Source organism: Janthinobacterium saanense (assembly GCF_014200675.1).
Lineage (GTDB): Bacteria > Pseudomonadota > Gammaproteobacteria > Burkholderiales > Burkholderiaceae_D > Janthinobacterium.
In genome coordinates, this window is the sequence record NZ_JACHCI010000014.1 from 58,177 (window position 1) to 84,188 (window position 26,012).

Consider the following 26,012-nt stretch of genomic DNA (forward strand, 5'->3'; position numbering starts at 1 on the left):
CATCACGCCAGCTGGCGCCGCAGCAAGGCAACGGCCTCGGCTAGCGATAGCAGAGCCGTGTCAAGCGACAAGGCGGGGGCCAGCGGCGCTTCATAGGGCGCGGAAACGCCCGTAAACTGAGGCAGTTCACCGGCGCGTGCACGCGCATACAGCCCCTTGGGATCGCGCGCCTCGCACACTGCCACCGGCGTGCTGATATGGATTTCGATGAACTGCGCCGCGCCGATAATTTCGCCAGCCATGCTGCGGTCGTCGCGGTACGGTGAAATCAGCGCCGCGATCACCAGCACCCCCGCCTGGTTCATCAGGCGCGCCACTTCGGCCGTACGGCGGATATTTTCACGCCGGTCGCCGGGCGCAAAGCCCAGGTCGCGGTTCAAGCCTTGCCGCAACACATCGCCATCGAGCACAAAGACCGCTACCCCTTCGGCGCGCAACTGCTGTTCCAGCGCCTGCGCAATGCTGGTCTTGCCCGCGCCGCTCAAGCCTGTCAGCCAGAGCGTGGGCGGCGCGGTGATGGCGTATGTCGGCTGTGGCATCGTCTGTCCCTGTTTAATGTGTAGCTTGCAATATAGCAAAGCACTGCAAAAAAACCTATCTTCGCCGCCAATCTGAACACCTGTTTGCGCCAGATCATATTGGGTGATGCAGGGGCAAGCCATGCCTGCCTCGCCTGAAAAAGTGGCCGCAGATTCTACGGTCAACGGACACACAAGCAAATAATATTGGAAAAGCATGTCTTTTCCTCACTACAACTACACGACACTGGTTCCTCGAGGCAATTCATGGCAACATGGCTGCGCCGTTTTGCTTGCAAAACGCCATAGACCAGAACCCTCGAGGAAAAAACGCAATGTCTTTATATCGCAAACTGGCCGGCAGCATGCTGCTGGGCCTGGCTACAGCGGGCATCGCCCACGCACAATCCCCTACCCCGGCCGCCGCGCCCGCCAGCGATCCTGCCGTCAGTGACCCGGCCGGCACGGATCCGTATCTGTGGCTGGAAGACGTACTCGGTGAAAAGTCTTTGGCCTGGGTCAAGCAGCACAATGCTGTCAGCGTCAAGGAGCTGGAAGGCCAGCCCGGCTTCCCTGCCTTGCAGGCGCGCCTGAAAACCATCCTCAATTCCAAGGAGCGCATTCCTTACGTCAGCAAGAACGGCGAGTATTACTACAATTTCTGGCGCGACGCCCAGCACGTGCGCGGCATCTGGCGCCGCACCACCCTGGCGCAATTCCAGACGCCAGAGCCTGCCTGGGAAACCGTGATCGACCTCGACCAACTGGCGGCCAGCGAGCATGAAAACTGGGTCTGGGCCGGCGCATCTTGCCTGTATCCAAAAGGCGAACGCTGTTTGATCTCGCTGTCGCGCGGCGGCGGTGACGCCAATGTCGTGCGCGAATACGACGTGGCCAAGCGCGCTTTTGTCGAGGGCGGCTTCAGCTTGCCTGAAGCCAAGGGCAGCGCCAGCTGGATAGACCAGGATACCCTGTTCGTTTCTACCGATTTCGGCCCCGGCTCGATGACCAGCTCGGGCTACCCGCGCATCATCAAGCAATGGCAGCGCGGCACGCCATTGGCGCAGGCGCAAACCTTGTACGAAGCCAAGCCCGAAGACTTGAGCGCAGGCGCCTACAAGGATTTCACGCCCGGCCATGAGCACCAGTTCATCGAACGCCAAATCGATTTCTATAGCGGCGAAATGTTCCTGCGCGATGGCGCGAGCCTGAAAAAAGTCCCGAAACCGGACGACGCCACCGCCTTCACCGTGCGCGACCAGTTGCTGATCACCTTGCGCTCGGCCTGGACCGTCAATGGCAAGACCTATCCGCAAGGCGCTTTGCTGGCCACCGATTTCAATGCCTTCATGCAAGGCAAGCAAGACTTGGAAGTGCTGTACGCACCGACGGCCACCTCGTCGCTGGACAATGTCGCGGCCACCAAATCGGCCATCCTGATCACCGAGCTGGACAAGGTCAAGAACCGCATCACGGAACTGCGCCACGTGAATGGCAAGTGGCAGCGCCGCGCCGTCGATGCGCCGAAGCTGGGCACCCTGGCCGTCAGCGCGCTCGACCACGTCGATTCAGACCAGTATTTCCTGACCGTTACCGACTTCCTCAACCCGACCACGCTCTACCTGGGCACGGCGCAAAACGACAAGCGCACGAAAATCAAGTCGCTGCCGGCCTACTTCGACGCCAGCCCCTACAAGGTCGAGCAATTCGAAGCGACTTCGAAAGACGGCACCAAAGTGCCCTACTTCCTCATCATGAACAAGCAGACGAAGTTTGATGGCAGCAATCCGACCGTGCTGTATGGCTATGGCGGCTTTGAAGTATCACTGAAGCCGAATTACAGCGGCATCATCGGCGAAGCCTGGCTGAACAAGGGCGGCGTGTACGCGCTGGCCAATATCCGTGGCGGCGGCGAATTCGGCCCGCGCTGGCACCAGGCGGCGCTGAAGGAAAACCGCCAGCACGCCTATGACGATTTCATCTCGGTGGCGCAAGATTTGATTACGCGCAAAGTATCGAGCCCGCGCCACCTGGGCATCATGGGCGGCAGCAATGGCGGCCTGCTGACGGGCGCCGTGCTGGTGCAGCGTCCTGACTTGTTCAACGCCGTCGTCAGCCAGGTACCGCTGCTCGACATGCGCCGCTACAACAAGCTGCTGGCAGGCGCATCGTGGATGGGCGAGTATGGCAACCCGGACGTGCCGGAACAATGGGCATACATCAGCAAGTACTCGCCGTACCAGAATGTGTCGAAGGATAAAAAATATCCACGCACCCTGTTTACCACTTCTACACGCGACGACCGGGTCCACCCTGGCCATGCGCGCAAGATGGTGGCAAAAATGGAAGCCCAAGGCCACGACGTGCTGTACTGGGAAAACACGGAAGGCGGCCATGCCGGCGCCGCCAATAATGACCAGCAAGCACTGATGTGGGCGCTGACCTACACCTTCCTGCTGGAACAGCTGCGCTGATCCCCGCCCCACTGCAAGACTGACTCTTTCTGTCCTCCCCTGCCCGGCGCGCTGACGCCGGGCAGGGCAAACCAGGCGCCGCACGAAAAGCTGCGCCTGGTTTGCCGTATGTAAAATATTTATATTTAAATAACAAATAACCGGGAATATGCATGAACCATCCATTGCTGCAGGAAGTACAACGTCAAAATCGTTTATTAAAAGGCATGCTGGGCGTGGCCGGCATCGGCCTGGTGGCCTTGCTCACCATGGCTGCCAAGAAAGATGACCGCGCCAGCTTTTCCGAAATCAATGTCGAACGCATCAACGTGCTCAACGCCGATGGCGGCCAGGCCATCGTGATCGCCAACCGCGAACGCTTGCCGCAGGAATTCAAGGTCGACGGCAAGACCATGAGCAGCAATCGTGGCGAGAAGCCAGGCATGATTTTCTACAATGGCAGGGGCGACGAAGTGGGCGGCCTGATTTTCGATGGCAAGCTCGATGACAAGGGCAAGCCAGCCTCCGGCATGCATTTCTCCATGGACCGCTTTGGCGGCGACCAGCAAGTGTCGCTCAGCCATATCGAAAACAATGGCAGCATGGAAACGGGCCTGAAAGTGTATGACCGTGGCCTGCTCAGCGACTATGCACCGCTGCAGGAAGCCATGGACAAGGCGCCGCCTGGCCCGGAAAAAGATGCACTGCGCCAAAAATGGAAAGAAGCGGGCGGCGCCCAGACCAGCCGCGTCTTCGTCGGCCGCACACGCGGTAAATCGTCGGCCGTGATCCTGGCCGATGCGCAGGGACGTCCGAAAATCATGATGCTGGTATCGCCCGACGGCAAGCCTGCCCTGAACTTCCTCGATGACCAGGGCAATGTGACGCAAAGCTTCCCGCAAGAGCCAGCGGCGAAGTAAGACTCTCCGCCTGAGCCTGAACGCCCCGAAAAACCGCTTATTTGATGTGAGCGCTGGGGCGCTCTGCTATCCGGTCACGGAAGGCTTGCAAATGCTGCAAGCCTTCCGCTCCTGGCCGGTATTTCATCAATCCCCGCGCAAACTCCAGCGCACAAAACGCCGTGATGTCGGCGATGGTGAAACGCTCGCCGGCAATATACGGCTGGCGCGCCAGCAACTGGTCCAGCCATAAGGCCGTCTCGCGCATCTTCGCCCCCTGGGCCGCGCCGAAATCGGGAAACTGCGGATTTTCCAGCGCCACCAGGGCAGGATGGCTGTGGCGCACACAGTTGGCGATGCCCATGAACAGGTGCAATTCCACCCGGCGGTCGGCCATTTCAATGAAGGCGCGCTCGTCAAAGCCCTCGCCCATCAAATTCGGTTCTGGCTGCACGCCTTCCAGATAGGTGCAGATGGCGCGCGTCTCGGCCAGCACGCGGCCGTCCGGCAATTCCAGCGCCGGCACCCGGGCCATGGGATTTTTCGCCAGAAAGGCGGTTTCGCGGTGCTGGCCCGCCATCAGGTCCAGCGGCACGTCTTCGATGCCGGTGATGCCTTTTTCAGCGATGAACATGGTCACGCGGCGAGGATTCGGCGTGCGGGGGCTGGTGTACAGTTTCATGGTTTTGTCTCGTTATCAATAATAAAATTTGTTATTTACCTACCATCATAGCAGCCTGACAAGACGGCCAAGGCGCGTTGACTTTGCCCCGTTTACAGCTTAGATTGCTTGGCGGAAGCGCTGACATCGTGTGCCAGCGCCTCCTCACAATAATCCACAATAATCGACGCAGGCGGTCCACGAAACCATTATGCGTTTTACCCCATGACCAACAGGCATTCCATGTATCGCAATCTTTCCCGCAGCCGCATCGCCGCAGCCGTCCTGGCGCTGACGGCGCTAACAGCCAATAGCTACGCCGCCAACAACGTCCCTGCCAAACAGGCAGACGCCACCAATGCCACCACCACGCAATTGCCGCGCGGCGTCACGCCACAGCACTATGCGCTGTCGCTGACACCCAACGCGCAGGCGGCCACTTTCGCCGCGCGCGCCGTGATCACCATCGACCTGGCCGCGCCTACCAGCTCGATCACGCTCAACGCGCTGGAACTGGCGTTCCAGCATGCGGACATCGCGGGTGCTGGCGGCAAAAAACAAACGGCCAGCAAGATCGATATCGATGCAGCCACGCAGACGGCTACCTTCCATTTCGCCCGTCCGCTGGCCAAGGGGCAATACAAGCTGGCGCTGGACTACAGCGGCAAGATCGGCACCCAGGCCACCGGCCTGTTCTCGCTCGACTACGATACACCGGTCGGCCACCAGCGCGCACTGTACACGCAGTTCGAGAACTCGGATGCGCGCAGCGTGATCCCGTCATGGGATGAACCGAACTACAAAGCCACGTTCGCGCTCGACGTGACGGTGCCGAGCAATCAGATGGCAGTCGGCAACATGCCCGTGGCCGCTAGCGAAGACCTGGGCAATGGCAGCAAGCGCGTGAGCTTCGCCGTCACGCCGCGCATGTCGACCTATCTGCTGTTCTTCGGCCTGGGCGACTTTGAACGCTCGACAACGATGGCCGATGGCACGGAAATAGGCGTGATTACGCAAAAAGGTTCGCTGGCGCAAGGCAACTTTGCGCTCGATGAATCGGCCAGGACCTTGCGCGAATACAATGATTACTTTGGCGTACGCTATCCGCTGCCCAAGCTGGACAATATCGCCGCGCCGGGCCGCAGCCAGTTCTTTGCGGCGATGGAAAACTGGGGCGCCGTATTCACCTTTGAAAACAGCCTGCTGTTCAATCCGGCCATCTCGACCCAGGCCGACAAGGAAAATATCTATTCCACCCTGGCCCATGAAATGGCGCACCAGTGGTTTGGCGACCTGGTGACCATGCGCTGGTGGGACGACCTGTGGCTGAACGAAGGTTTTGCCTCGTGGATGGAAAGCCGCACCACCGCGAAACTGCACCCGGAATGGAATACGGCGCTGTCGGCCGTGGGCGTGCGCGAAGCGGCCATGGGCCTCGATGCACTGGCCACCACGCACCCGGTGGTGCAGCGTATCGCCACCGTGGAACAGGCCAGCCAGGCTTTCGACACCATCACCTATCAAAAAGGCGAATCGGTGATCCGCATGCTGGAAGCGTATGTGGGCCCCGACACCTGGCGCGCGGCCGTGCGCAGCTATATGCGCAAGCACGCTTACAGCAACACGGTCTCCGACGACCTGTGGCGCGAAGTCGATGCCGCCGCCGGCAAGCCGGTCAGCGCCATCGCACATGACTTCACCTTGCAGCCGGGCGTGCCCCTGATCAGCGTGAGCGAAGCTACCTGTTCTGCCGGCAACACCACCGTCACCCTGCGCCAGGATGAATTTACCAAGGACCGCGACAACAAAAAAGCCCTGTCGTGGCGCGTGCCCGTCATCGCGCAAATCGTTGGCAACGCGCAGCAGACGCGCGCGCTGGTGGAAAACGGCAAGGCCACCTTGACCGTACCAGGCTGCGGCCCGCTGCTGGTCAATGCCGGCCAGACCGGCTACTACCGCACCGTCTACACGCCGCAAAACGCGGCGGCCCTGGCCGCCAGCTTTACGGGCCTGGCTTCCATCGACCAGCTGGGCCTGCTGTCGGACAGCCTGTCGCTGGGCCTGGCCGGCCGCCAGGATCCCGCCCAGTTCCTCGACCTGGTCAAGGCCACGCCTTTGAGCGCCGATCCGCAAGTGTGGGGCAAGGTCGCCGGATCGCTGGCAAACCTGCATGAGCAATATGCCGGCAGCAGCGGCCAGCAGCGTTTCGACGCCTGGGCAATTGCCCGCCTGGCGCCGGTACTGGCCCAGACGGGTTGGCAGGCGCGCGCTGGCGAAGCGGCCACGGTCGCCACCTTGCGCAGCCAGCTGATTTCCACCCTGAGCGATCTGGGCGACAGTAGCGTCATCGCCGAAGCGCAGCGCCGTTATGCCGCACGCACGCAAGACCCGAGTGCGCTGCCGGCCCCGCTGCGCCGCACCATCCTGGCCGTGGTCGCCCAGCATGCGGATGCCGCCACCTGGGATCAGCTGCACGCTGACGCCCAGGCCGAGAAAACGCCGCTGATCCGCAGCCAGCTGTATGACTTGCTGGCCTCGCCGAAAGACCAGGCCCTGGCCAGCCGTGCACTGGACCTGGCGCTGACCGATGAACCGGGCGTCACCAACAGCCCGGCCATGATCAGCCGCGTGTCGCGCGCCCATCCGGAACTGGCCTTCGATTTTGCGCTGGCCCATCTGGAGCAAGTCAACGCCCGCATCGACGCCAGCTCGCGCAGCCGCTACTTCCCGCGCCTGGCAGCCGGTTCGGCCCAGGCAGCGATGATAGGCAAGCTCGAGACCTACGCCCAGACCCATCTGGCGCCGACCGCACGCGGCGATGCCGACACCTCGGTGGCCGGCATCCGCTACCGCATCTCGGTGCGCGAACAGCGCTTGCCGGCAATCGATGCGTGGCTGGCCAAGCAGGCTGGATAGTGTTTTAAAGTAGTTTGCAGGGATATGCTGCCTGATGCCTGGGCAGTATATCCCGAACCCCTCCTCAGCGTGGCGTCAACCAGACGCCCGTCAAATACCCCCTCAAAAAATACCCTTACACTAAAAACTCACAAACCCCAAAAAAACCCAATCAGCTTGGGTTTAGACTATAATGCCAACAGTGCTGCATATTTTTGGACTGCGCGTTGTCATTTACACCAATGATCATCGCCCTGCGCACGTGCATGTCATGGGCAACGGTGGTGAAGCGGTTTTTAACTTGCATTGCCAGCAAGGTCCGCCGGAACTCAGGGAGAATTACGGGTTTCCAGAAAGCGTACTGAAGAAAATTGCAGCGGCCCTGGCTGTCAATATGATGCATCTTTGTATTAAATGGAAAGAAATTCATGGACATCACTCATACTGAAATCATTGAGGCGAATCGTCACGGGGAGGCAAAGAAAGCGGCGCATGCTGGCGTGACGGCTGCGCGCTATGATCGCGGCATTTCCCGTATCGTGCTTTCTTTCGATACCGGCCTGGATCTGTCATTTTCACCGCACAATGCGCAGGGGCTTGAACATGCGCGCCCCGCTGATCTGGATGTCATTGAAATCAGTCCATCTGGCTTGGGGATACACTTTCCAAAGATCGATGCGGATCTGTATATCCCGGCCTTGATCGACGGTTTTTTAGGTTCCAGGCGCTGGCTTGCAGCGCAAAATGGCAAAGCCGGCGGCGCCGCTTCGACGCCGGAAAAGCGCAAGGCGGCCCAGGAGAATGGCAAGTCAGGTGGCCGCCCAAGAAAAACGCCGGCAGCCACCGTCAAAACCGGGGAGCCGGCATAAAGCCCTCCCCTGCCTCGAACTACCACCGCGATAATGCCAGCACAAAAAAAAACCGGCTTCGCCAGTGCGGCAGCCGGTTGAAACGCTGTATCAGAGCGCAGGGATAAACAGGGTGGTCAACAACAACACAATTCGTGCCGGTCAGTGAAGGTGTCCGGCAACCTTGGGAACGGGTATTCCGTCTTCCATGTGTGTACTATGCCAGTCCGAGCTTCTTAAAGGCTTAGGACTTCATTAAAGCCGCCTGCTTTTTCCCTCTTCGCATGTCTGGTGCCGATGGTTGAGCTCACCGGCTAAGCTGTTGAGTCATGCCCTGCATCCTAGCGCTCCCGGAACGTAGTGATCTGCGCAGGGCATGCTGTGTGCCAACAAAAGCATCATAACAGCCTCATATGACGGCCTTATGACCTGGCTTAAGGTTTGTCGCCGGCCAGGGGAACACGCTTAATGCCCGTCAATTCAATCTCTACCCGGCGGTTCGGCTGCAAGCAGGCGATCAGGGCGGTGCGTGGCGCCACTTTGTCGCAGGCGGCCAGCGGTGCGGATTTACCTTTGCCGTAGGCGCTGATGACGTTGGCGATGCCCTGTTCGCGCAGAAATTGTTTCACCGCCAGTGCGCGCTTTTCAGACAGGGCCTGGTTGTAGGCATCCGATCCCAGCCGGTCCGTATGGCCGGTGACGGACAAGGTATCGATCTGCACATAACCCTGCTTCAGGCGGGCCGCCAGCTCACGTATCTTTGCCGCGCCCTGCGGCAGCAAATCGTGAGCCCCCGCTTTGTCGAAGGGGAACAAGGCGTCCATGTCCAGCGTAATGCGCTCATGCTCCATGCGTGGCGGTGGCGGTGCCGGTTCTGGCGGTGGCTTGGGCTGGTCCACTGGGCAAGCCGCGGCAGCGGACTGGGCCGACGCTTGCGCATCTTCGGCCAGTTGCACATAGGGATTGGCATGGCGCCAGCCTTGTTGCTTGTATTCATTGCCGGCATGCACCAACTCCACTTCCCCGCAAGCCACTTTTTGCGCCGCGCAGGCAAAGCCGGGCGACTGGTGCAACTGGGCAAAGTTACGCCACAAATCCTCACGCAAGCGCGTGGCGCCATTCACCAGCGGCGTCTCGTCGCCGGGATTGGGACCGCTGCCGCTTTCCAGCGCGGCAACAATTTTTGCCGATTCCTGCAAGGCTAACAGGGGAAAATCCGAGCGGTCATTGCGCGTGTATTCATGGTAGGACACGTCCAGCCAGCATTGCGCCTTGGACAGATAATAGTCCCCTACCCGCACGCCGCCATCGTTGAGTTTTTTGATGCGCTCCTGCAGCAGCCGGTAGGCTTGCTGGTCGCCGGACACGGCCTGGTCAGAAATACGCGCCTCGGGCAAGGCCAGCGGCCCGGCTGGCGCAGTCGTGGGCGTTGCCGCCTGGGCCAGGCCCACGGCCAGCAGATTGGCCATCGATATTAAGGTCAATTTTTGAGTGAATTTCATGGTCGATACTTTCCACAGGGTGAGGTTCATGGCCGGGCCAGGGTACGATTGATGACAGGATCTTTGCCTTTGAACAGCTTTTCATCGAATTTGAAGCGCAGGCGCAAATAGGGGCCGCGTGCCGTGTAATCGGCGCCCGTCAGGTCGCGGTCGGTAAAACCGGACCAGTTATGCCCCGCCGACAGCCACAGGTTTTGTGCCAGCAAGTAGCCCACTTCCAGGCCGTTGGCCCATTGGCGCGAACCCCCTTGCGGGCTGCCCATCACGGCCGTCAGCACGCCGATGTCCCAGTTCTTGCTGATGTCATACACGGTGCGGCCCGAGAACAGCCATGCCGTGTATTTTTCCTGGCCGGCAGGCAAGTTCTTGTCGTTATTGTGCTTGGCGGCCACCCGGCCCGTGAACCACCATGGACGGCTGGGATGGTAATCCAGGTGAGTGGAAACGATGTGCGCACGGTAATTGTCGCCATCGAGCTGCGACTTGTCGCGCACCGTCTTGTACTCGTAGCGGGCCAGGCCGTTGTAACGGTTGTTATCCACGGGGCGCCAGGCAAAACCCAGCTGCGCCCGGTCCTGCAGCACATTGCCGATCGGTGCGCCGCTGGCGTCATCGTTATTGCGCGTGTACAGCAGATAGTTGCGGGCCAGGAAAGTCCAGTCGCGGCTCAGCTTGCGCGCCCAGGCAATGGTATTGAGCCATTGATCCTGGCTCTGGTCGCCCGGTGCAATCTTGCTGTCGAACAGGCGGCGGTATTCCAGCTTGACGGAAGCGCGCCACAGCGGATTGGCCGAATAATCGAGCCCCGCCGCCACGGCCACCGCTTGCTGCTGCTGGCCGTTGATGACTTTCAGGTATTCGACGTTCGTGCTGGCCGCCAGGCCTTCGCTGAGATTCCAGGTATTGCGCAAGCCGGAAGCGAGCTGCAGATCGCGCTGATTGCTGAGGCTGTAATCGAGCGCGTCACGCATGCGGTACTCGCCAAACACGGTGCCGCCCGGCATGTAGCCGGTATCCACGCCGGCGATAAAGCTGGTGCTGCGGTCGGCCGGATTGAGCGAATAGGCAGACGCCAGGCCAGTCTGGTTTTCATAGCGTCCATACAGGCGGCTGCGTTCGGCCAACTGGTATTGCGCACCCAGGGCATAGCGGTGCTGGTCGGTGTCGGAGACGCTTTTTTCCACTTCGCCGTTCAAAGTCCAGCGGTCCGTCGCCTTGTATTGCGTGCCCAGCCGCACGGTGGTGGCGTCCAGCGGGCCGCTGGTGCCGCCGCCCACGCCGGGATTAATCGGCGCAAAGGTGGTGATGCTGCTGCCGGTGACGGGGTCGATGGCCGTGTTGGCCGTGCCATTGCCATAAAAGCCGCCAACAGGATTCAAGCCCGTGCCCAGCGGCGCCGTGTTGGGCGCGATGCCGGCCGTCGATGGCAGGCCGCCGCTTTCCTTGATGTGCTGCAAGGATACATCGAGCAGCCAGCGCTCGCTGGCGTTCCAGGCCACGCCCAGCCGGGCTGCATCGCGGTGGGCCTCGGTGCTGCGCTCATCGCTGCGGATCGCTTCGCCATACACGGTGACGGCCGGATTGATTTTATAGCCGGCCTTCAAGCCCGTCTCGCCGCGCCCGCCCGTGATGCCAGCCGCCGTGTTGTTGAAATCCGTGTCCGAGCGGCTCCAGTATGCACGCGCCTCCAGCTTGTCATCCTTGTGCTGCAACTCGACCCTGGCCGCATTGCCGCTGACGTCATCGCGCATTTCTCCTGCCTGGCCCGATGGCGTGGTGTAGATGCCGCCGCCCGCGCTGTAGCTGGTCGAGGTGGTGCGCGCCGCTTCGACCACCAGCAAGGTGTTGTCGCCCAGGCGCAGGCCAGCATTGACGCTATGCAATTTATACGGCGACAGCGGATTCTTGTCTTCCACGATGGCGCCGCCCAGGGAGACCATCTTGTTCAGCTGCAGCTGGCCATCGGCGCCCACGGTCCAGAATTTCTCGCCGCCCTGGTCCACCTCGTAGCTGATGCGTATCGATTGCGGATTGCCCGCCGCCGTCAGCGCGGGAATCGCCTGCTTGAACAGGATGCGCCCGCTGAAGGGCTCGAAGCTGTAATCCTCGAAGCGCTGCAACTGCGTTACTTGCAAGATATTGCCGTTCTGATTCTTGTCGCGCACCACGATCTCGATCTTTTCAGAGTTCTCGATGCCATTGTTATTGCGCACCGCGAATGGCCCCGAAGTACCGTTGGCCTGGTATTCCTCGATTACCTGTTTCAGGCTGTCGTTGATGGCAAACACGTTGGCGACGATGCCCTCTTTTTCATAATGGCCGCGTCCGCCCGTGGCCGTGCGGTTGTACTGGCCCAGCTTGCGCTGCTGCAAGGTCGCCACATTGCCGCCACCCGTCATCTGGCTAAAACCTTCGCCGGTGGCAAAGTCGCCATACAGCACATAGCTTTTTTCCTTGTCGATACGCACATACAGGCGGTCGCTGGAACGGGCGTCGAAATTGCGGATGGAACTGTCGCCATACACGGGATAAAACTCTTCGGGATTGACGTCGCGCAAAAGGCGCGAGCGCGTATCCTTGTCCGAGTCGTAGGCGGCCGTCAGCAAGGCGTCGCCACGTATCGTGCCTTTCAAGAACATGGCGGCGCGCCCCGCCACGTTGGCCTTGCCATTATTAAAACTGCGGCTCCAGCGGTCAATATCGCGTTCAAAGCCGTCATTGAAACGCGACGGTGAAATCGAACTGCTCGACAGGCTGCGCTTGCTGATAATGCCGTCGATCAAGCCCACGGCCAGCATATCGCGCAATTCGGGCAAGAAACTGATCACGCCCTGGGCCGCTGCAGAGCCAGCCGACACGCGCAGCAGCACGTCTTGCGGCGTGCCAGGCGCAATCAGGCTGAAACTGGCTACGCTATTCTCCACCTTCAACTGCGTGCCTGGCGTGACCTTGTCGGCATCGCGTGCTTCCGGGCCCAGCTCGTCAGTCCGGGCGCCGGGCAGCAAGATGCGCCCGCCGCTCGCCTCCAGCGTCAGCAGGGCTGGCCCCTTCACCGGCTGGCCCTGCTCATCGAACAGGGTGACCCGCACCGTGACGGCGCTCTGGCCATCGGCCGGCACATCGCTTTGATCCGTATCGACGACGATGCGCGCGATGCCCCGGTTGATGCTGTAGTCCACCGCGCCGATGCGGTCGTTAAACAAGGTTGGCGGGGCAAGGCTGGGGCCGGCCACACTGTCCGGCAAGGGCATTTGGGCCTGGCTGACAGCCGGCAGCATCAGCAGCGCCAGCACCATGGCCAGCCGCTTGCGTGCAGGAAGATCGTTCTTCATAGGCGACTTTTCATGAAATTGGGCATCGAACTTGACGGGGGATGGCTTATTGCGCATGATTGCCTCCCGCTGCCGGCGTGGTAGATGGCACGGCGGCAGGCAAAGGCTGGCTGCTAAAACTCTGTCCCGGCCCTCCCCTTTTCAGCGTTTCCGCGCCGCGCGTCTCACCCTGGGCCCGGCGTGCCTTGACTTGCTCCAGCACCGGGGCCGAGCAGGAACCTTCGATGAAGTCGGCACGCATCAGCTCGCCGTTCTTGGTATCGAGGAACAGGCTGTGCGCATCGCCCAGGTTGCGGTTCGACGCTTCCATCATGCGGCTGCCGCGCGGCAAGGTAGCGCCATCGACCTTGATCACATGGCTGTTCGGCGTGATGCCGCAATAGCTGTACTTGCCTTCCACGTCGGTGGTGAAGTTGGTGCCATCTTCCATGTACAGGCGCACGCCCGGTATGCCCAGTTCCTCGTCATCCTGCACGTGGTTGTGATTGCAATCGACAAACACCTTGCCGGCGATACAGGCATCGGTGGTAAATACCCCACCCGTCACTTTCACCCTGGCCCGCGCCTCGTTCGACGCCGGACCGTTGGTGGTCGTCGCCTGGGCCCGGTTGATGCCGTCACCCTGCAGCGCACCGACACCCACCCGCAGACGGTAGCGGAAGATGATGCTGGCGTTCGGCTCCAGAGATTCGAGCTTGAACGACAGTTGCGGACCAGGCTTGCCGCCCGGATCGGCCTGCACCACATTGTTGCGCGTGGTGGTGCCGTCGATGTAGCGGAAGCCGGCCGGCAGCTTGTCGAGCACGCTGACGCCAAACGCCGTCACCACGCCCGTGTTTTTCACCTCGATGGTGTACTGCAAGCTGTCACCGAGCTCGGCCGTGGTCTTGTTGGCGATCTTGCTGACCAACAGCATCGGCTTGTCCTGAGTGTTGAACACCACCGGTGTAAAGCTGGGCGGCGTGGCGCCTGGCGTGGCCGGCAAGACGGCAGTATGGGCCGAGCTCGACTGCGCCAGCGCACCGGCAGGCGCCACCGGCGTCGCGACACCACCGCTCACCGCAATATAGCTGTGGCCGATATTGAAGCCGCCCGTGCCCGTACCTTGCGAGGTACTCGCATACACCTGGTTCAGTTGCGGCACGGTCGGGATCGCCGCCACGCTGCCGAAGTCCACCACCACCGTAAAGGCGATGCTGCAACTTTCCTGCGGCAACAAGTCACCCTTGCCAGTCAGCAAGCCAAACACCGTCACGCCATTAAAATCGGGATTGGCGCTACAGGCGCTGGCGCCGGCAGGCTGCGCCGTCACCAGCAGGCTGCCCGGCTTGAGAAGCACGCTGGTGGCCGTCGGGAAGACCGCCCTCAGGTTTTCCGTCACCTGCACCATGGTCGAGGCAGGCGAGCCGGCCGGATAGCGGTTGGCCGCCTGCACCAGGTAGCCGATCTCGAACTTGCTGGCATCAAGCTGCTGTTGCGACGAAACAGACTTGATCACGTCCACCACCTGCGCCTGCAGGATCACCGGGGTCGGCGTATCTTCGCCCGTGAACGGCACGCCATCCACGGTTTCCGATGCATTGCCGTTACGGTTGGGGTCCACCTTGTCTATCATCGCCGCCACCTCGGCCGCCGTCGCCACCGTGCCCGCGTAAGCACCGGCATTGTTCGACGCATCGACCACGGCGTTGCCCACTGGCGGTGTGTAGACGGGATTGGGCGCATTGGCCGCCACAGCGCGCGCCGCAAACGCCCGTGCCAGGCTGATGGCACCACCGGCATTGGCGCTCGCACCGCTGACGGAGCTGGCAAACACGCTGTTGTTGTATTGCGGCAATGGCGTGCCCTGCACGGTCACTTGCACCGTGAAGGTCACCACGGTCAGCTCGCCTTCCGCCAGCGCCGCATCGCCGGTCAGCAGACGCAGGTCGCTGCCGCTGCAGCCGCCATTGAAAGCCGGGTTGACCGGCAACTGCTTGCTGCCGGCAATCGCTGGCGCCGATGGCGGCGTCACGATGCTGCAGGTGGCCGGTGCAGGGAAGGTGGCGGCCAGGCTGTCCAATGCCTGAACATTGCCCGTCGCCCCCTTGCCTACGTTCTTGACCACCACTGTATAAGGCACGTTATAAACCTGTGCCGACAGCTGCGTCACCTTGCCCACGGCCAGCGAAGCGCCGATGGCGGGCTGCGCCACGTCGGTGACAGCCGTGCAATCGCTGGCCTGGGCGCAGCGCGGTCCATCAGGGCCGGACGGCACCACCGTGTTGTTCAGCGCACCACCACTGCTGAGCTGCGCGCTGACAGTCACTGCCGCGACCGCGTTTGGCGCCAAGCCGGCCGGCACCGTGCAGACCAGCTTGTTGCCCACCAGCGCAGCGCAGGTGGCCGGCGCTACCGGCGTGACCGTGATATTGGCGAGGTTAGCCGGCAAATCATCGCTCAGGGTCACGGCGGATGTCGTCGCGCCACTGCCGTTATTGGCGGCAGTCATCGTCCAGCTGACCGTGTCGCCCACCGTCGCCGTGGCTTTGTCAGCCACCTTTTTCACCAGCACGCTGGAGCTGCTGACCGTGGTGCTGGTCTGGCAATCGGCAGGCTGCAAGCACTGCGGCCCGTCGGGACCGGACGGCACTACCGTGTTGACCACCACGCCAGCCTGCGTCACCTTGGCCGTGACCACGATGCTGGCCACGCCGCCATTGCCATTCAAACCAGCCGCAACGCTGCAATTGAGCACATTGCCAGCCACCGGACTGCAGCTGGCGCCCGTCGCATTGACCACCACGCTGGCCAGGCTGGCCGGCAAGGTGTCGGCCAGCGCAATCGCCGCGCGGGTGACGCCGCCGCCCGTATTGGTGGCCGTGATGGTCCAGCTCACGGTATCGCCCACATTGGCCGTAGTGTGGCTGGCGACCTTTTTGATGGCCACTTTCGGCCCTGTCAGCACCACGCTGGACTGGCAATCGCCCGCCTGTGCGCATGCTGCATGGTCGGGACCGCCAGGCACCACGCGGTTGGACAAGGTACCTTCCGCGCTGCCGCTGGCCGTGATGCGGATGCTGCGCGTGCCATTCACGGCCGCCAATTGACCGGCGGCGATGCTGCAAGTCTGTACGCTGCTGGCCAGCCAGCTGGCCAATGGCGGACAAGTCACGCCCGCATCGGCCGCCACATTCGAGACCGTCAGATTGGCCGGCAAGATGTCAGCCAGGCTCACCACACCCAGGTTGGCCGCGCCACCGCTGTTGATGGCCGTGATGGTCCACACAATGCTGTCGCCCAGCTTGCCCGTCGCCACGCTGGCCGTCTTGCTCACGCGGATCACCGCGCCCGGCATGGTGACGACAGCCGTGTTGGGCAAGTCATTCTGCACTTCGGTGGAACTGGTGGCGATGGTGCTGACGATGGTCGAGACATTGCTGGCCGGCTGGATATACGCCAGGGTAAAACTGTGCGTCTCGTTGGCCGCCAGGCTGGCTGGCAAGCCCGTCACGGTGAGGATGCCGCTGGCCGCATCGTAGCTGCCGGCCGCGCCGATCAGGTTCACGCCCACCAGGCCCTGCGCCAGTTTCAGGCTGTAGCTAACATTGTCGGCCGTGCCCGGACCCACGTTGCTGAAACTTACCGTGCCCGAAATCTGGTCGCCCGCACTGGTGCTGCCGGGGAAGCCGTTCAGGCTGGTGGTCACATCGACCAGCAGCCTGGCGACCGTGCTGCTGGTCTGGCAATCGCTGGCCTGCACGCAAACGGCGTTGTCGGTGCCGCTCGGCAAGACACTATTTTGCAAGGCGCCCGCCGCCGTCGCCGTCGCGCTGACGACCACTTGCGCCACCGCGCCCGGCGCCAGGCCGGCCGTCACGTTGCAACTGAGGATGGCGCCCGCTGCCGGCAAACAAGTGGCCAGTTGCGTGGACAATACTTGCACATTGCTCACGCCGGCCGGCAGCTTGTCCGTCAGGAGGATGGCTGCGCGGGTGGGACCCGTGCCGTTGTTGCTGGCCGTAATCGTCCAGGTCACAGTATCGCCCACGTTCAGGCTGGTTTTATCGACGCTCTTGCGCACAGCCACATTCGGCGCGGCCAACGTCGTCGTCGCCTGGCAGGCGCTGGCCTGTTCGCAGGCCGGATTATCCGTGCCGCCCGGCATGACCCGGTTCGACAGCGGACCTGCCGCGCTGCCACGGCCCGTGATGCGCACGCTGCGGCTGCCATTCAATGCCGCCAGCTGGCCGACGGCCACGCTGCAGCTTTGCACGCTGCCGGCCGTCCAGCTGGCCAGCGCGGGGCAGCTCACGCCCGCATCGGCCGTCACACTGAGCACGACGATATTGGCTGGCAACACATCGCCCAGGGTCACCACACCCTGGTTGGCCAGGTTGCCGGTGTTGCTGGCGGTAATCGTCCAAGTTAAGGTATCGCCCACGGCGGCCGTGGCCTTGTCAACCGTCTTGCTGACGCGCACCAGAGGACCGGGCAAGCTGGTGGTGGCCGTCTTCGGCAAGCCGACCGGCACAGCCGGCGAGGTGGTGGAAATCACGCTGGTAATGCGCGAACTGTTCGTGCCAGGCTGCACATAGAACAGGCGGAAGCTGACGCTCTGGCCGCTGACCAGGGTCGCCGGCAAGCCGCTCAGCACATACAAGCCGGTGCTGCTGTTATACACGCCGCTCACGCCAGGCGCACCGTTGACCGCACTCAGGGATACGCCGGTCAGGCCTTTTTCCAGTTGCAAACTGTACATGACATTCTCGGCCACGCCAGCGCCTTCGTTGCTGAAGGTCACCACGCCGTTGATGGCGTCACCCGCATTGCTGCTGGGCGGGAAACCGTTCAAGGTAGTGGTCACGTCCACCAGCAAGGCCGACACCACCGTGCTGGTGCTGCAATCGCTGGCCTGCAGGCAGACAGGATTGTCCGGGCCGCCAGGCAGCACGGTATTGTTCAGACTACCGGCCAGGGTAGCCGTGGCGCTCAGCCTGACACTGGCGCTGGCGCCCGCAGCCAGGCCGGCCGGCACGCTGCAGGTGACGACATTGCCCACCGGCGCGGCGCAAGTGGCCGGCGCGGTCGGCGCCAGCATGATATTGCTCAAGCCAGCTGGCAAGGTATCGGTCAAGGTGACTATGCCGGTGCTGGCGCCCGTGCCGCTATTGCGCACACTCAAAGTCCAGGTCAGGGTGTCGCCGACGGTGGCGGCTTGCTTGTCCACGCTTTTGATCACGTTCAGGTTCGGACTATTGACCACACTGCTGGTCGTACAATCGCTCGCCTGCAGGCAAACGGGATTGTCTGGACCGTTAGCCGTGACGCTATTGCCGAGCGCCCCGGCCACGGTGGCGCGGGCACTGATCTGCACGCTGGCAGTGGCGCCCGCACTCAAACCAGCCGGTACGCTGCAAGTGAGCACATTGCCGGCGACTGGCGCGCACGTGGTGGGCGCCACAGGCGTGACGACCATATTGGCCAGGCCAGCGGGCAAGGTGTCGGTCACGGTGGCAACGGCCGTGCTGGCGCCGGTGCCGCTATTGGCCAGCGTAATCGTCCAGGTGAGAGTGTCGCCGAGATTGAGCGCCGCCTTGTCGACGGTTTTTCTCAAAGCCAGCACCGGGCTGGTGACGTTGACCGTGCTGAGGCAGGCGCTGGCCTGGCTACAGGCTGGGTTATCGGGACCGCTGGGCACGACCTGATTGGCCATGCTGCCGCCGGCACTGGCATGGCCGGTCAGCACGATCTTGCGCAAGCCATTGTTGGGCGCCAGTTGGCCAGCGGCAACGCTGCAGCTCTGGCTGCTATTGGCCAGCCAGCTGGCCAGCGGCGGACACGTCACGCCGCTGTCGGGCGTGACGCTGGTGACGATGATATTCGGTGGCAAGATATCCGTCAGGGTCACGACGCCCTGGTTGGCCAGGCTGCCCGAATTGCTGGCGGTAATCGTCCAGCTGATGTCTACCCCCAGATTGGCCACGCTCTTGTTGGCCGTCTTGCTAACACGCACGATGGAACCTGGCGTGGTGGCCGTCGCCACGTTCGGCTGGTCGTTCGGCACTTCGGTCGAACTGGTGGCGATACGGCTGACCACGGTCGACAGATTGCTGGCCGGCTGGGTATAGCGCAGCTGGAAGCTGAGCCCCTGCCCCGCCGTCAAGGTGGTGGGCAAGCCGCTCAAGGTCAGCAGGCCGGTAGCGGCATCGTAACTACCGGACACGCCGGTGACGCTGACACCGGCCAGGCCCGTGGCCAGTTGCAAACTGTACGTCACGCCTTCGGCAGCGCCAGGGCCAATATTGCTGTAGCTCACAGTGCCCGTGATGGTATCGCCCGCGTTGCTGCTGCCGGGGAAACCATTGAGCGTGGTGGTCACGTCCACCAGCAATTTCACGGCCGTGCTGCTGGTCGTGCAATCGGCGGCCTGGGTGCACACTGGATTGTCGGGGCCGCTCGGCAGCACCGTGTTGACGTAGGCACCGGCGGCCGTGGCCACGCCCTTGACGACGATATTGAGCGAGGCGCCTGCCACGAAACCGGCCGGTATCGTGCACACCAGCTGGTTACCGTTGACGGCGCCGCAGGTGGCTGGCGATGCGGGCAGCACCTGGCCCACGGTCAGGTTGGCCGGCAAGGTATCGCTCAAGGTGATCGCGCCGGTGGTGGCGCCGGTGCCGTTGTTGGCCACCGCGATGGTCCAGGTCAGCGCATCGCCGACATTGAGATTGCTCTTGTCGACGCTCTTGCGCACCGTCACTTGCGGACTCAATATAGTCGTGGTGCTCTGGCAGGAAGATGCTTGCGCGCAAGCGGGGTTATCCGGGCCGCTCGGCAATACCTTGTTGCCCAGGTTGCCGGCCACAGTGCCGCGCGCGGCGATCGTGATGCTGCGGCTGCCATTGCCTGCCGCCAATTGGCCGGGGGCGATGGTACACGCTTGCGCGCTGTTGGCTTGCCAGCTGGCCAGTGGCGGACAGCTGACGCCGGCGCCCGGCGTCACGGCGGTGACCGCCACGTTCGCTGGCAAGATATCAGTCAGGGTCACCACGCCCAGGTTGGCCAGGCTGCCCGTATTGATGGCCGTGATGGTCCACGTCACCGTATCGCCCACGTTGGCCACCTGCTTGTCGGCCAGTTTGCTAACGCGGATGATGGGACCGGGCACCGACACACTGGCCGTGTTCGGCAAGTCATTCGCCACTTCCTGCGTGGTGGTGGCGATGCTTGACGTCACCAGCGACAGATTGTTGGCCGGCTGCGTATAGCTGATATTGAAGCTGGTGCTCTGGCCGCTGGCCAGGCCAGTTGGCAAGCCCGTCAAAGTCAGCACGCCGGTGGCGCTGTTGTACGTTCCGCTTGCGCCCGTCACCGTCACGCCGGACAAGCCGGCCGTCAGTTTCAGGCTGTAGGTCACGCCGTCGGCCGGGCCGGGGCCCACGTTGGCGTAGGTGACGATGCCGCTAATCAAGTCGCCGGGCTGGGTATTGGGCGGGAAATTGTTCAGGGTGGTGGTCACGTCCACCAGCAGCCTGACCACATTGGTGCTGGTGCCGCAATCGCCAGCCTGCACGCAGACGGGGTTGTCGGGACCGGATGGCAGCACGCTATTGACGGCAGATCCGGCCAGGGTGACCGTGGCTTTCACCACCACCTTGGCCGATGCGCCAGCGCCCAGCCCTGCCGGCACGCTGCAAGTGAGGGTAGTCCCGGCCAGCACGGCGCAGGTGGTGGGCGCTTGCGGCGTGACCTGGATATTCGTCAGGCCGGCAGGCAAGGTATCGACCAGGTTGATCACCGCCGTGGTCGGGCCCGTGCCGCTATTGCTGGCTGTCACAGTCCAGGTAATCGCATCGCCCACATTGACCGTGGCCTTGTCGGCCGTTTTCGTCACTGCCACCTTGGGACTGGTCACTGTGCTGCTGGTGCTGCAGTTGGCTGGCGTCAGGCAAAGCGGGCTGTCGGGACCGGATGGCACGACGCTATTGGCAAACGTGCCGCCGATAGTCGGCTGCGCCGTCACGTTGACGCTGGCCGCCGCGCCACCGGCCAGGCCGGCCGGCACCGTGCAAGTAAGGATATTGCCGACCGGCGCAGCGCAGGTGGCGGGCGCAGCAGGTGTTACCACCAGGCCCGTCAAATTGGCCGGCAAGGTATCGACCAGCAGCACCGGCGCGGTGGTCGCGCCACTGCCGCTATTGCTGACGTTCAAGGTCCAGCTCAGGGTGCCGCCAAGATTCACGCTATTTTTATCGACGGTTTTAGTCACTGCCACTTTCGGGCTGGTGACAGTCGACGTCGTCTGGCAATCGCTGGCCTGGCTACAGACAGGATTGTCGGGGCCGGACGGCAGCACGCTATTGGCAAACGTACCGGCGATGGCTGGCTGCGCCGTCACGGTCACGCTGGCCATGGCATTCGCAGCCAGGCCGGCTGGCACCGTGCAAGTGAGCACATTGCCGACCGGCGCCGCGCAGGTGGTGGGTGCAGCAGGTGTTACCACCAGGCCCGTCAAATTGGCCGGCAAGGTATCGACCAGCAGCACCGGCGCCGTGGTCGCGCCGCTGCCGCTATTGTTCACCGTCAAGGTCCAGCTCAGGCTGGCGCCGAGATTCACCGTATTCTTGTCGACCGTTTTAGTCACCGCCACCCTCGGACTGGTGACAGTAGAGCTGGTGTGGCAATCGCTCGCTTGCAGGCACAGCGGATTATCGGGGCCGGATGGCAGCACGCTATTGACAAACGTGCCCGCGATGGCCGCTTGCGCCGTCACATTGATGCTGGCCGAAGCGCCGCCGCCAGCCAGGCCGGCCGGCACCGTACACGTCAGGATATTGCCCACGACTGGCGTGCAAGTGGCGGGCGCCACCGGCGTTACCACCAGGCCCGTCAAATTGGCCGGCAAGGTATCGACCAGCACCACCGGCGCGGTGGTGGGACCATTGCCGGTATTACTCACCGTCAAGGTCCAGTCCAGGCTTCCCCCGAGATTCACGCTGCTCTTGTCGACCATTTTGTTCACCACCACTTTCGGGCTGGTGACGAGCGAGGTCGTCTGGCAATCGCTGGCCTGCAGACAGACTGGATTGTCAGGACCGGATGGCAGCAGATTGTTGGTGAGGCTGCCGGCGATGGTCGGCCGCGCCGTCACGCTGACGCTGGCACTCGCCCCGGCCGCCAGGCCGGCCGGCACCGTGCAGGTCACCACGTTGCCCACAGGTAGCGCACAGATGGTGGGCGCCACCGGCGCCACCAGCAAATCGGCCAGGCCGGCTGGCAAGGTATCGCTCAGGACCATGGGCGCCTTGGTGGCGCCATTGCCGGAATTGCTGGCCGTCAGGATCCAGTTCAGGGTGCCGCCCAGATTCACGCTGTTCTTGTCGACCGTCTTGCTCACTGCCACTTTCGGGCTGGTGACGGTCGTCGCCGTCTGGCAATCGGCAGCCACGTTGCAGGCTGGATTGTCCGTGCCGGATGGCAGCACGCGGTTGGCCAGGTTGCCGCCCTGCGTGGCATACGCTGTAATGGTCACCGTGCGCAGGCCCGTGGTCGCCGCCAACTGCCCGGCAGCGATGGTACAGCTCTGCGTGCTCGATGCCTGCCAACTGGCCAGCGGCGGGCAGGTCATGCCGGGTGCGGTGACCGACGTCACGACCAGATTGGCCGGCAGGATATCGGCCAGGGTCACCACGCCCTGGTTGGCAACGCTGCCCGTGTTGCGGGCCGTGATGGTCCAGGTGATCAGATCGCCCACGTTGGCCGTGGCCTTGTCGGCGCTCTTGCTGACGCGGATATTCGGACCCGGCACCGTCACCATGGCCGTGTTCGGCAAGTCATTCACCACCTCCACCGACGTGGTGGCGATGATGCTGTTCACCGTGGAAACGTTCGTCACTGGCTGCGTGTAGCTCAATGTAAAGCTGAGGCTTTGTCCCGCCGCCAGGGTCACCGGCAAGCCGGATAGCGCGATGACACCCGTGACCGGGTTATAGCTCCCGCTCACGCCATTCACGCTGACATTGGCCACACCGAGCGGCAACTTCAGCGTGTAGCTGACGCCTTCGGCCGTGCCCGGTCCCAGATTGGTATACGTGACGGTGCCGCCGATGGTGTCGCCGGCATTCGTTACGCTGGGAAAGCCGTTAAGTGTGGTGGTCACGTCGACCAGCGGCTTTTGCACGGTGGTGCTGGTCTGGCAATCGGCCGGCAACAGGCAGACCGCGCCATTGCCGCCTGATGGCAACACGCTATTGATAAAACTGCCATTGAGCGTGGCCACGGCCGACACTTTCACCTGGGCGGCCGCGCCCGGCGCCAGGCCGGCCGGCACGCTACACGTGAGGGTATTGCCCACCGGCGCGGCGCAGGTGGTCGGCGCCGTGGGCGTGACGACGATATTGCTCAAGTTGCCGGGCAAGCTGTCGCTCAATATCAATGGCGCCGTGGTCGTGCCCGTACCGCCATTGCTGGCGGCCAAGGTCCATGTCAGGGTGTCACCCACGTAGGCCGTGGTCTTGTCGACGGTTTTCTTCACGCTCACGAGGGCAGCGACGACACCCAGCGATTTGGTGTCGACATTATTGGCGGGGGTCGGGTCCAGCGTGGCCGAGGCGGCCGTGGTGGTGATCGCCAGGTTGCCGCTGGCAGGCAAATTAAAGGTGGCACTGCAATTGATACGTGAATTGACGCCAAACGGCACGCCAGGCGCGCTGCAGGTTGCCGTCGCGCCCACCGGCAAGCCGCTCATCACGCAGGTCGGCGTGACGGCGGGATCGGGACCGTTATTGGTGCAGACACCCGTCACGGTGATGCTCTGACCCGCATTGTAGGGCCCGCTTGGTATCGTGGTGACGGCTTGCATGTCTGCCTGCAGGCGGCGGTTGCTGATGGTGCAGGTGACGGGCGCATCGGGCATGATCAAGCTACCCGATGCCGTTGCGCCGGTGGCGACAATGGCGGCCGTATCGGTGCGCGCGCAACTATAGCTGCTCTGGTATTGCAGCAAATTGGTCGCCGCGCCCGCCGTTTCGGCCAGGCTCACGGACGCCCCCACCCGCACGCTGGCATTCGCCGTCGCGCCATTGCCGGCCGCCGTGCCCAGCGTGCCATTCGCGTTCATGATGAACAGGCCGGGGTCGGCCGCCGGCGTGAGCGCCTTGATCACTGTCAAAAGATTGGTCTTCGCCGTGGCGGTAGTGGTGCTGTTGTTGTTGCTCAGGTCAGGGTCGGTCTCGTTGGGCGAGACGGTCACGCTGGCCGTGTTGGCGATGCTGGCGACATTGCCGGGCGTGGCCGTAATGCTGATGGTCAGGTAAGCGCCGCTGGCGGGAGTGGCCGTGGCCGTATTGACGGGCAAGGCGCCCATGGTAAGGTTGACGTTATTGCTGCCCGAACCCGAGCTGGTGGTGCCGCAGGAAGCACCGCCGCTGGCCACGCAAGTCCAGCTGACACTGCTCAAGCTGGCAGGCAGCACATCGGAAAAGGTGGCGCCGTTGCTGCTGGCCGGTCCCCGGTTCCACACCTTGACGGTATAGCTCAGCGGCGTGCCGACCGAAAATTGGGCCGGTCCCACCTTGTTGACGGCCAGGTCGGTCCGGCTATTGGTGCAACTGGCATACGAACTGGCCAGGCCAGGATCGCGCAGCTGGGCAGCGGGAATGATTTCCGTGACACCGTCAGGGCGCTTCCAGCGCATATGCATGTAATTAATGCCGCCCACGTTATTCCACAGCACGCGGGCCAGATAACAGCCGCCCGGCGTGGCGCTATTGAAATTGCCGGGCAGATTCTGGAAATCCGTTTCATTCGCGGAATAATCGGAAACACTCCCCACCGGCACGTTATACACGGCGCTGCGGTAATTGGTGGAATATTGCGTAGAGAAATCCACTTTCACGTCATCGTCGTGCGCCACGCTAAACTGGTAATTACCGGCCTGCGGAAATACCACCAGGGTGTACATCACGCGGCCCTGTATCCAGTTGCGACAAGCCGTGAGGGTGCTCTGGGAATCCGTATTGCATAACTGTGCGCCGTCGCCGGTTCCCGCATTGCTCCAGTCCATCTGGGGCGAACTGCCCGTGCGCGCGGCGTTCAGGCCAGGGTTTGCGTCGAGCGCCAGCAAACTGGCCACCCGTGCGCCAGTGCCCGCGTTAAAACTGTTGTCGTAATTCGGCGTAGCCGGATTGGCTGGCACGCGCGAGGTGCCCCGGTAATCGGACCACAGCACTTGCGCGCCGGCTGGTGCAGCGGCGCCCAGCAGCAAGCCGGCCAGCACCAGCACAGGCACACGGCGGCGGCGGTCGGACAAGGCGGCAATGGCAGTGCCAAAGCAAGAGGCAACTGAAGTGAGGCGCTGGCGGCTGCGAAGATCAACCGCTCCGTGGAAGAATGTTGTCATATTTTCCGCTATGAAATGCTGCACTGTGGTGAACAGATATGCATATCAACCTGTCATCTTGTGACATGGCGATATGAACACTTAACAGTTCAAGCGTACGACAGTTGAGTCCGGTTTCTTTCGTGCAACACAACTTTCATGATTCGTTGACATTCCACAACAAATTTCATGCATTACTAGCAGAACAAATAAGTTATTTTATTTTTTGGATATACTGGCCGATCCGCAAAATCAAAAAGATATTATTTTAATAATCATCAGGAACTATCGAATGAATAGCTTTTCATCTCCAAAACAAAATAAAACATGAATTATCACCAATTAACACAAATAAAAACAATATAAGTCCTTTGTTTCTCCCCGCCGGAAACTATTCTTAATTCCATCCTCTCCCTGCTTTATCGGCCGCTTGTCCTGGCATAAGGCCGCCGCCAGATTCAGACGCGCGGCGGCACAGCAGAGCTGGCTGAAACGGCGCCGTATCGTTTACTATCGGGCCATTGCGCACCGCGCCCTCACCCT

10 protein-coding genes are annotated in these 26,012 nt (G+C 62.3%); 5 read left to right on the forward strand and 5 right to left on the reverse strand.

Annotation, left to right across the window (positions count from 1 at the left end; genetic code table 11):
• Nucleotides 1-2: 2 nt before the first annotated feature.
• Nucleotides 3-539, reverse strand: coding sequence for an adenylyl-sulfate kinase (cysC, locus tag HDE72_RS18405; protein ID WP_183743592.1), 537 nt, complete (start codon nt 537-539; stop codon nt 3-5).
• A gap of 314 nt (nt 540-853) precedes the next feature.
• Between cysC and HDE72_RS18410 the strand changes: the two genes are divergently transcribed.
• On the forward strand, nt 854-2,992 hold the full coding sequence (locus HDE72_RS18410) for a prolyl oligopeptidase family serine peptidase (RefSeq protein ID WP_183743594.1): 2,139 nt from the start codon (nt 854-856) through the stop codon (nt 2,990-2,992).
• 152 nt (nt 2,993-3,144) lie between these two features.
• On the forward strand, nt 3,145-3,891 hold the full coding sequence (locus HDE72_RS18415; protein WP_183743596.1) for a hypothetical protein: 747 nt from the start codon (nt 3,145-3,147) through the stop codon (nt 3,889-3,891).
• Nucleotides 3,892-3,928: 37 nt separating this feature from the next.
• On the opposite strand, the gene HDE72_RS18420 is transcribed toward HDE72_RS18415, so the two are convergent.
• Nucleotides 3,929-4,552, reverse strand: coding sequence for a glutathione S-transferase family protein (locus HDE72_RS18420; protein WP_183743597.1), 624 nt, complete (start codon nt 4,550-4,552; stop codon nt 3,929-3,931).
• A 222-nt stretch (nt 4,553-4,774) separates the two neighbouring features.
• On the opposite strand from HDE72_RS18420, the gene HDE72_RS18425 reads away from it, so the two are divergent.
• The 3 genes from HDE72_RS18425 to HDE72_RS18435 all read left to right on the forward strand — a co-directional run bounded on the left by HDE72_RS18425 (nt 4,775) and on the right by HDE72_RS18435 (nt 8,295).
• Nucleotides 4,775-7,447, forward strand: coding sequence for a M1 family metallopeptidase (locus tag HDE72_RS18425; RefSeq protein WP_183743599.1), 2,673 nt, complete (start codon nt 4,775-4,777; stop codon nt 7,445-7,447).
• Between the two features lie 172 nt (nt 7,448-7,619).
• Entirely contained in the window at nt 7,620-7,874 is a 255-nt protein-coding gene (locus HDE72_RS18430; RefSeq protein WP_183743601.1) for a DUF4160 domain-containing protein, read from the forward strand.
• Nucleotides 7,855-8,295 (forward strand): DUF2442 domain-containing protein, encoded by a 441-nt coding sequence (locus HDE72_RS18435; RefSeq protein ID WP_183743603.1) that lies wholly within the window; start codon nt 7,855-7,857, stop codon nt 8,293-8,295. Before HDE72_RS18430 ends, HDE72_RS18435 begins: the two co-directional genes overlap by 20 nt.
• 413 nt (nt 8,296-8,708) lie before the next feature.
• Here HDE72_RS18435 and HDE72_RS18440 read toward each other — a convergent pair whose 3' ends face one another.
• Genes HDE72_RS18440 through HDE72_RS18450 form a run of 3 tightly spaced genes read right to left on the reverse strand, consistent with a single transcriptional unit; the run spans nt 8,709 to nt 25,490 of the window.
• Nucleotides 8,709-9,806 carry an OmpA family protein gene (locus HDE72_RS18440; protein WP_183743605.1) on the reverse strand — a complete coding sequence of 366 codons (1,098 nt, stop codon included), beginning with the start codon at nt 9,804-9,806 and terminating at the stop codon, nt 8,709-8,711.
• A complete protein-coding gene (locus HDE72_RS18445) occupies nt 9,803-13,165 on the reverse strand; it encodes an Ig-like domain-containing protein (RefSeq protein ID WP_183743607.1) in 3,363 nt (1,120 codons plus the stop codon). The genes HDE72_RS18440 and HDE72_RS18445 overlap by 4 nt, the downstream gene beginning before the upstream one ends.
• On the reverse strand, nt 13,155-25,490 hold the full coding sequence (locus HDE72_RS18450; RefSeq protein ID WP_183743609.1) for a DUF11 domain-containing protein: 12,336 nt from the start codon (nt 25,488-25,490) through the stop codon (nt 13,155-13,157). Before HDE72_RS18450 ends, HDE72_RS18445 begins: the two co-directional genes overlap by 11 nt.
• Nucleotides 25,491-26,012 lie beyond the last annotated feature (522 nt).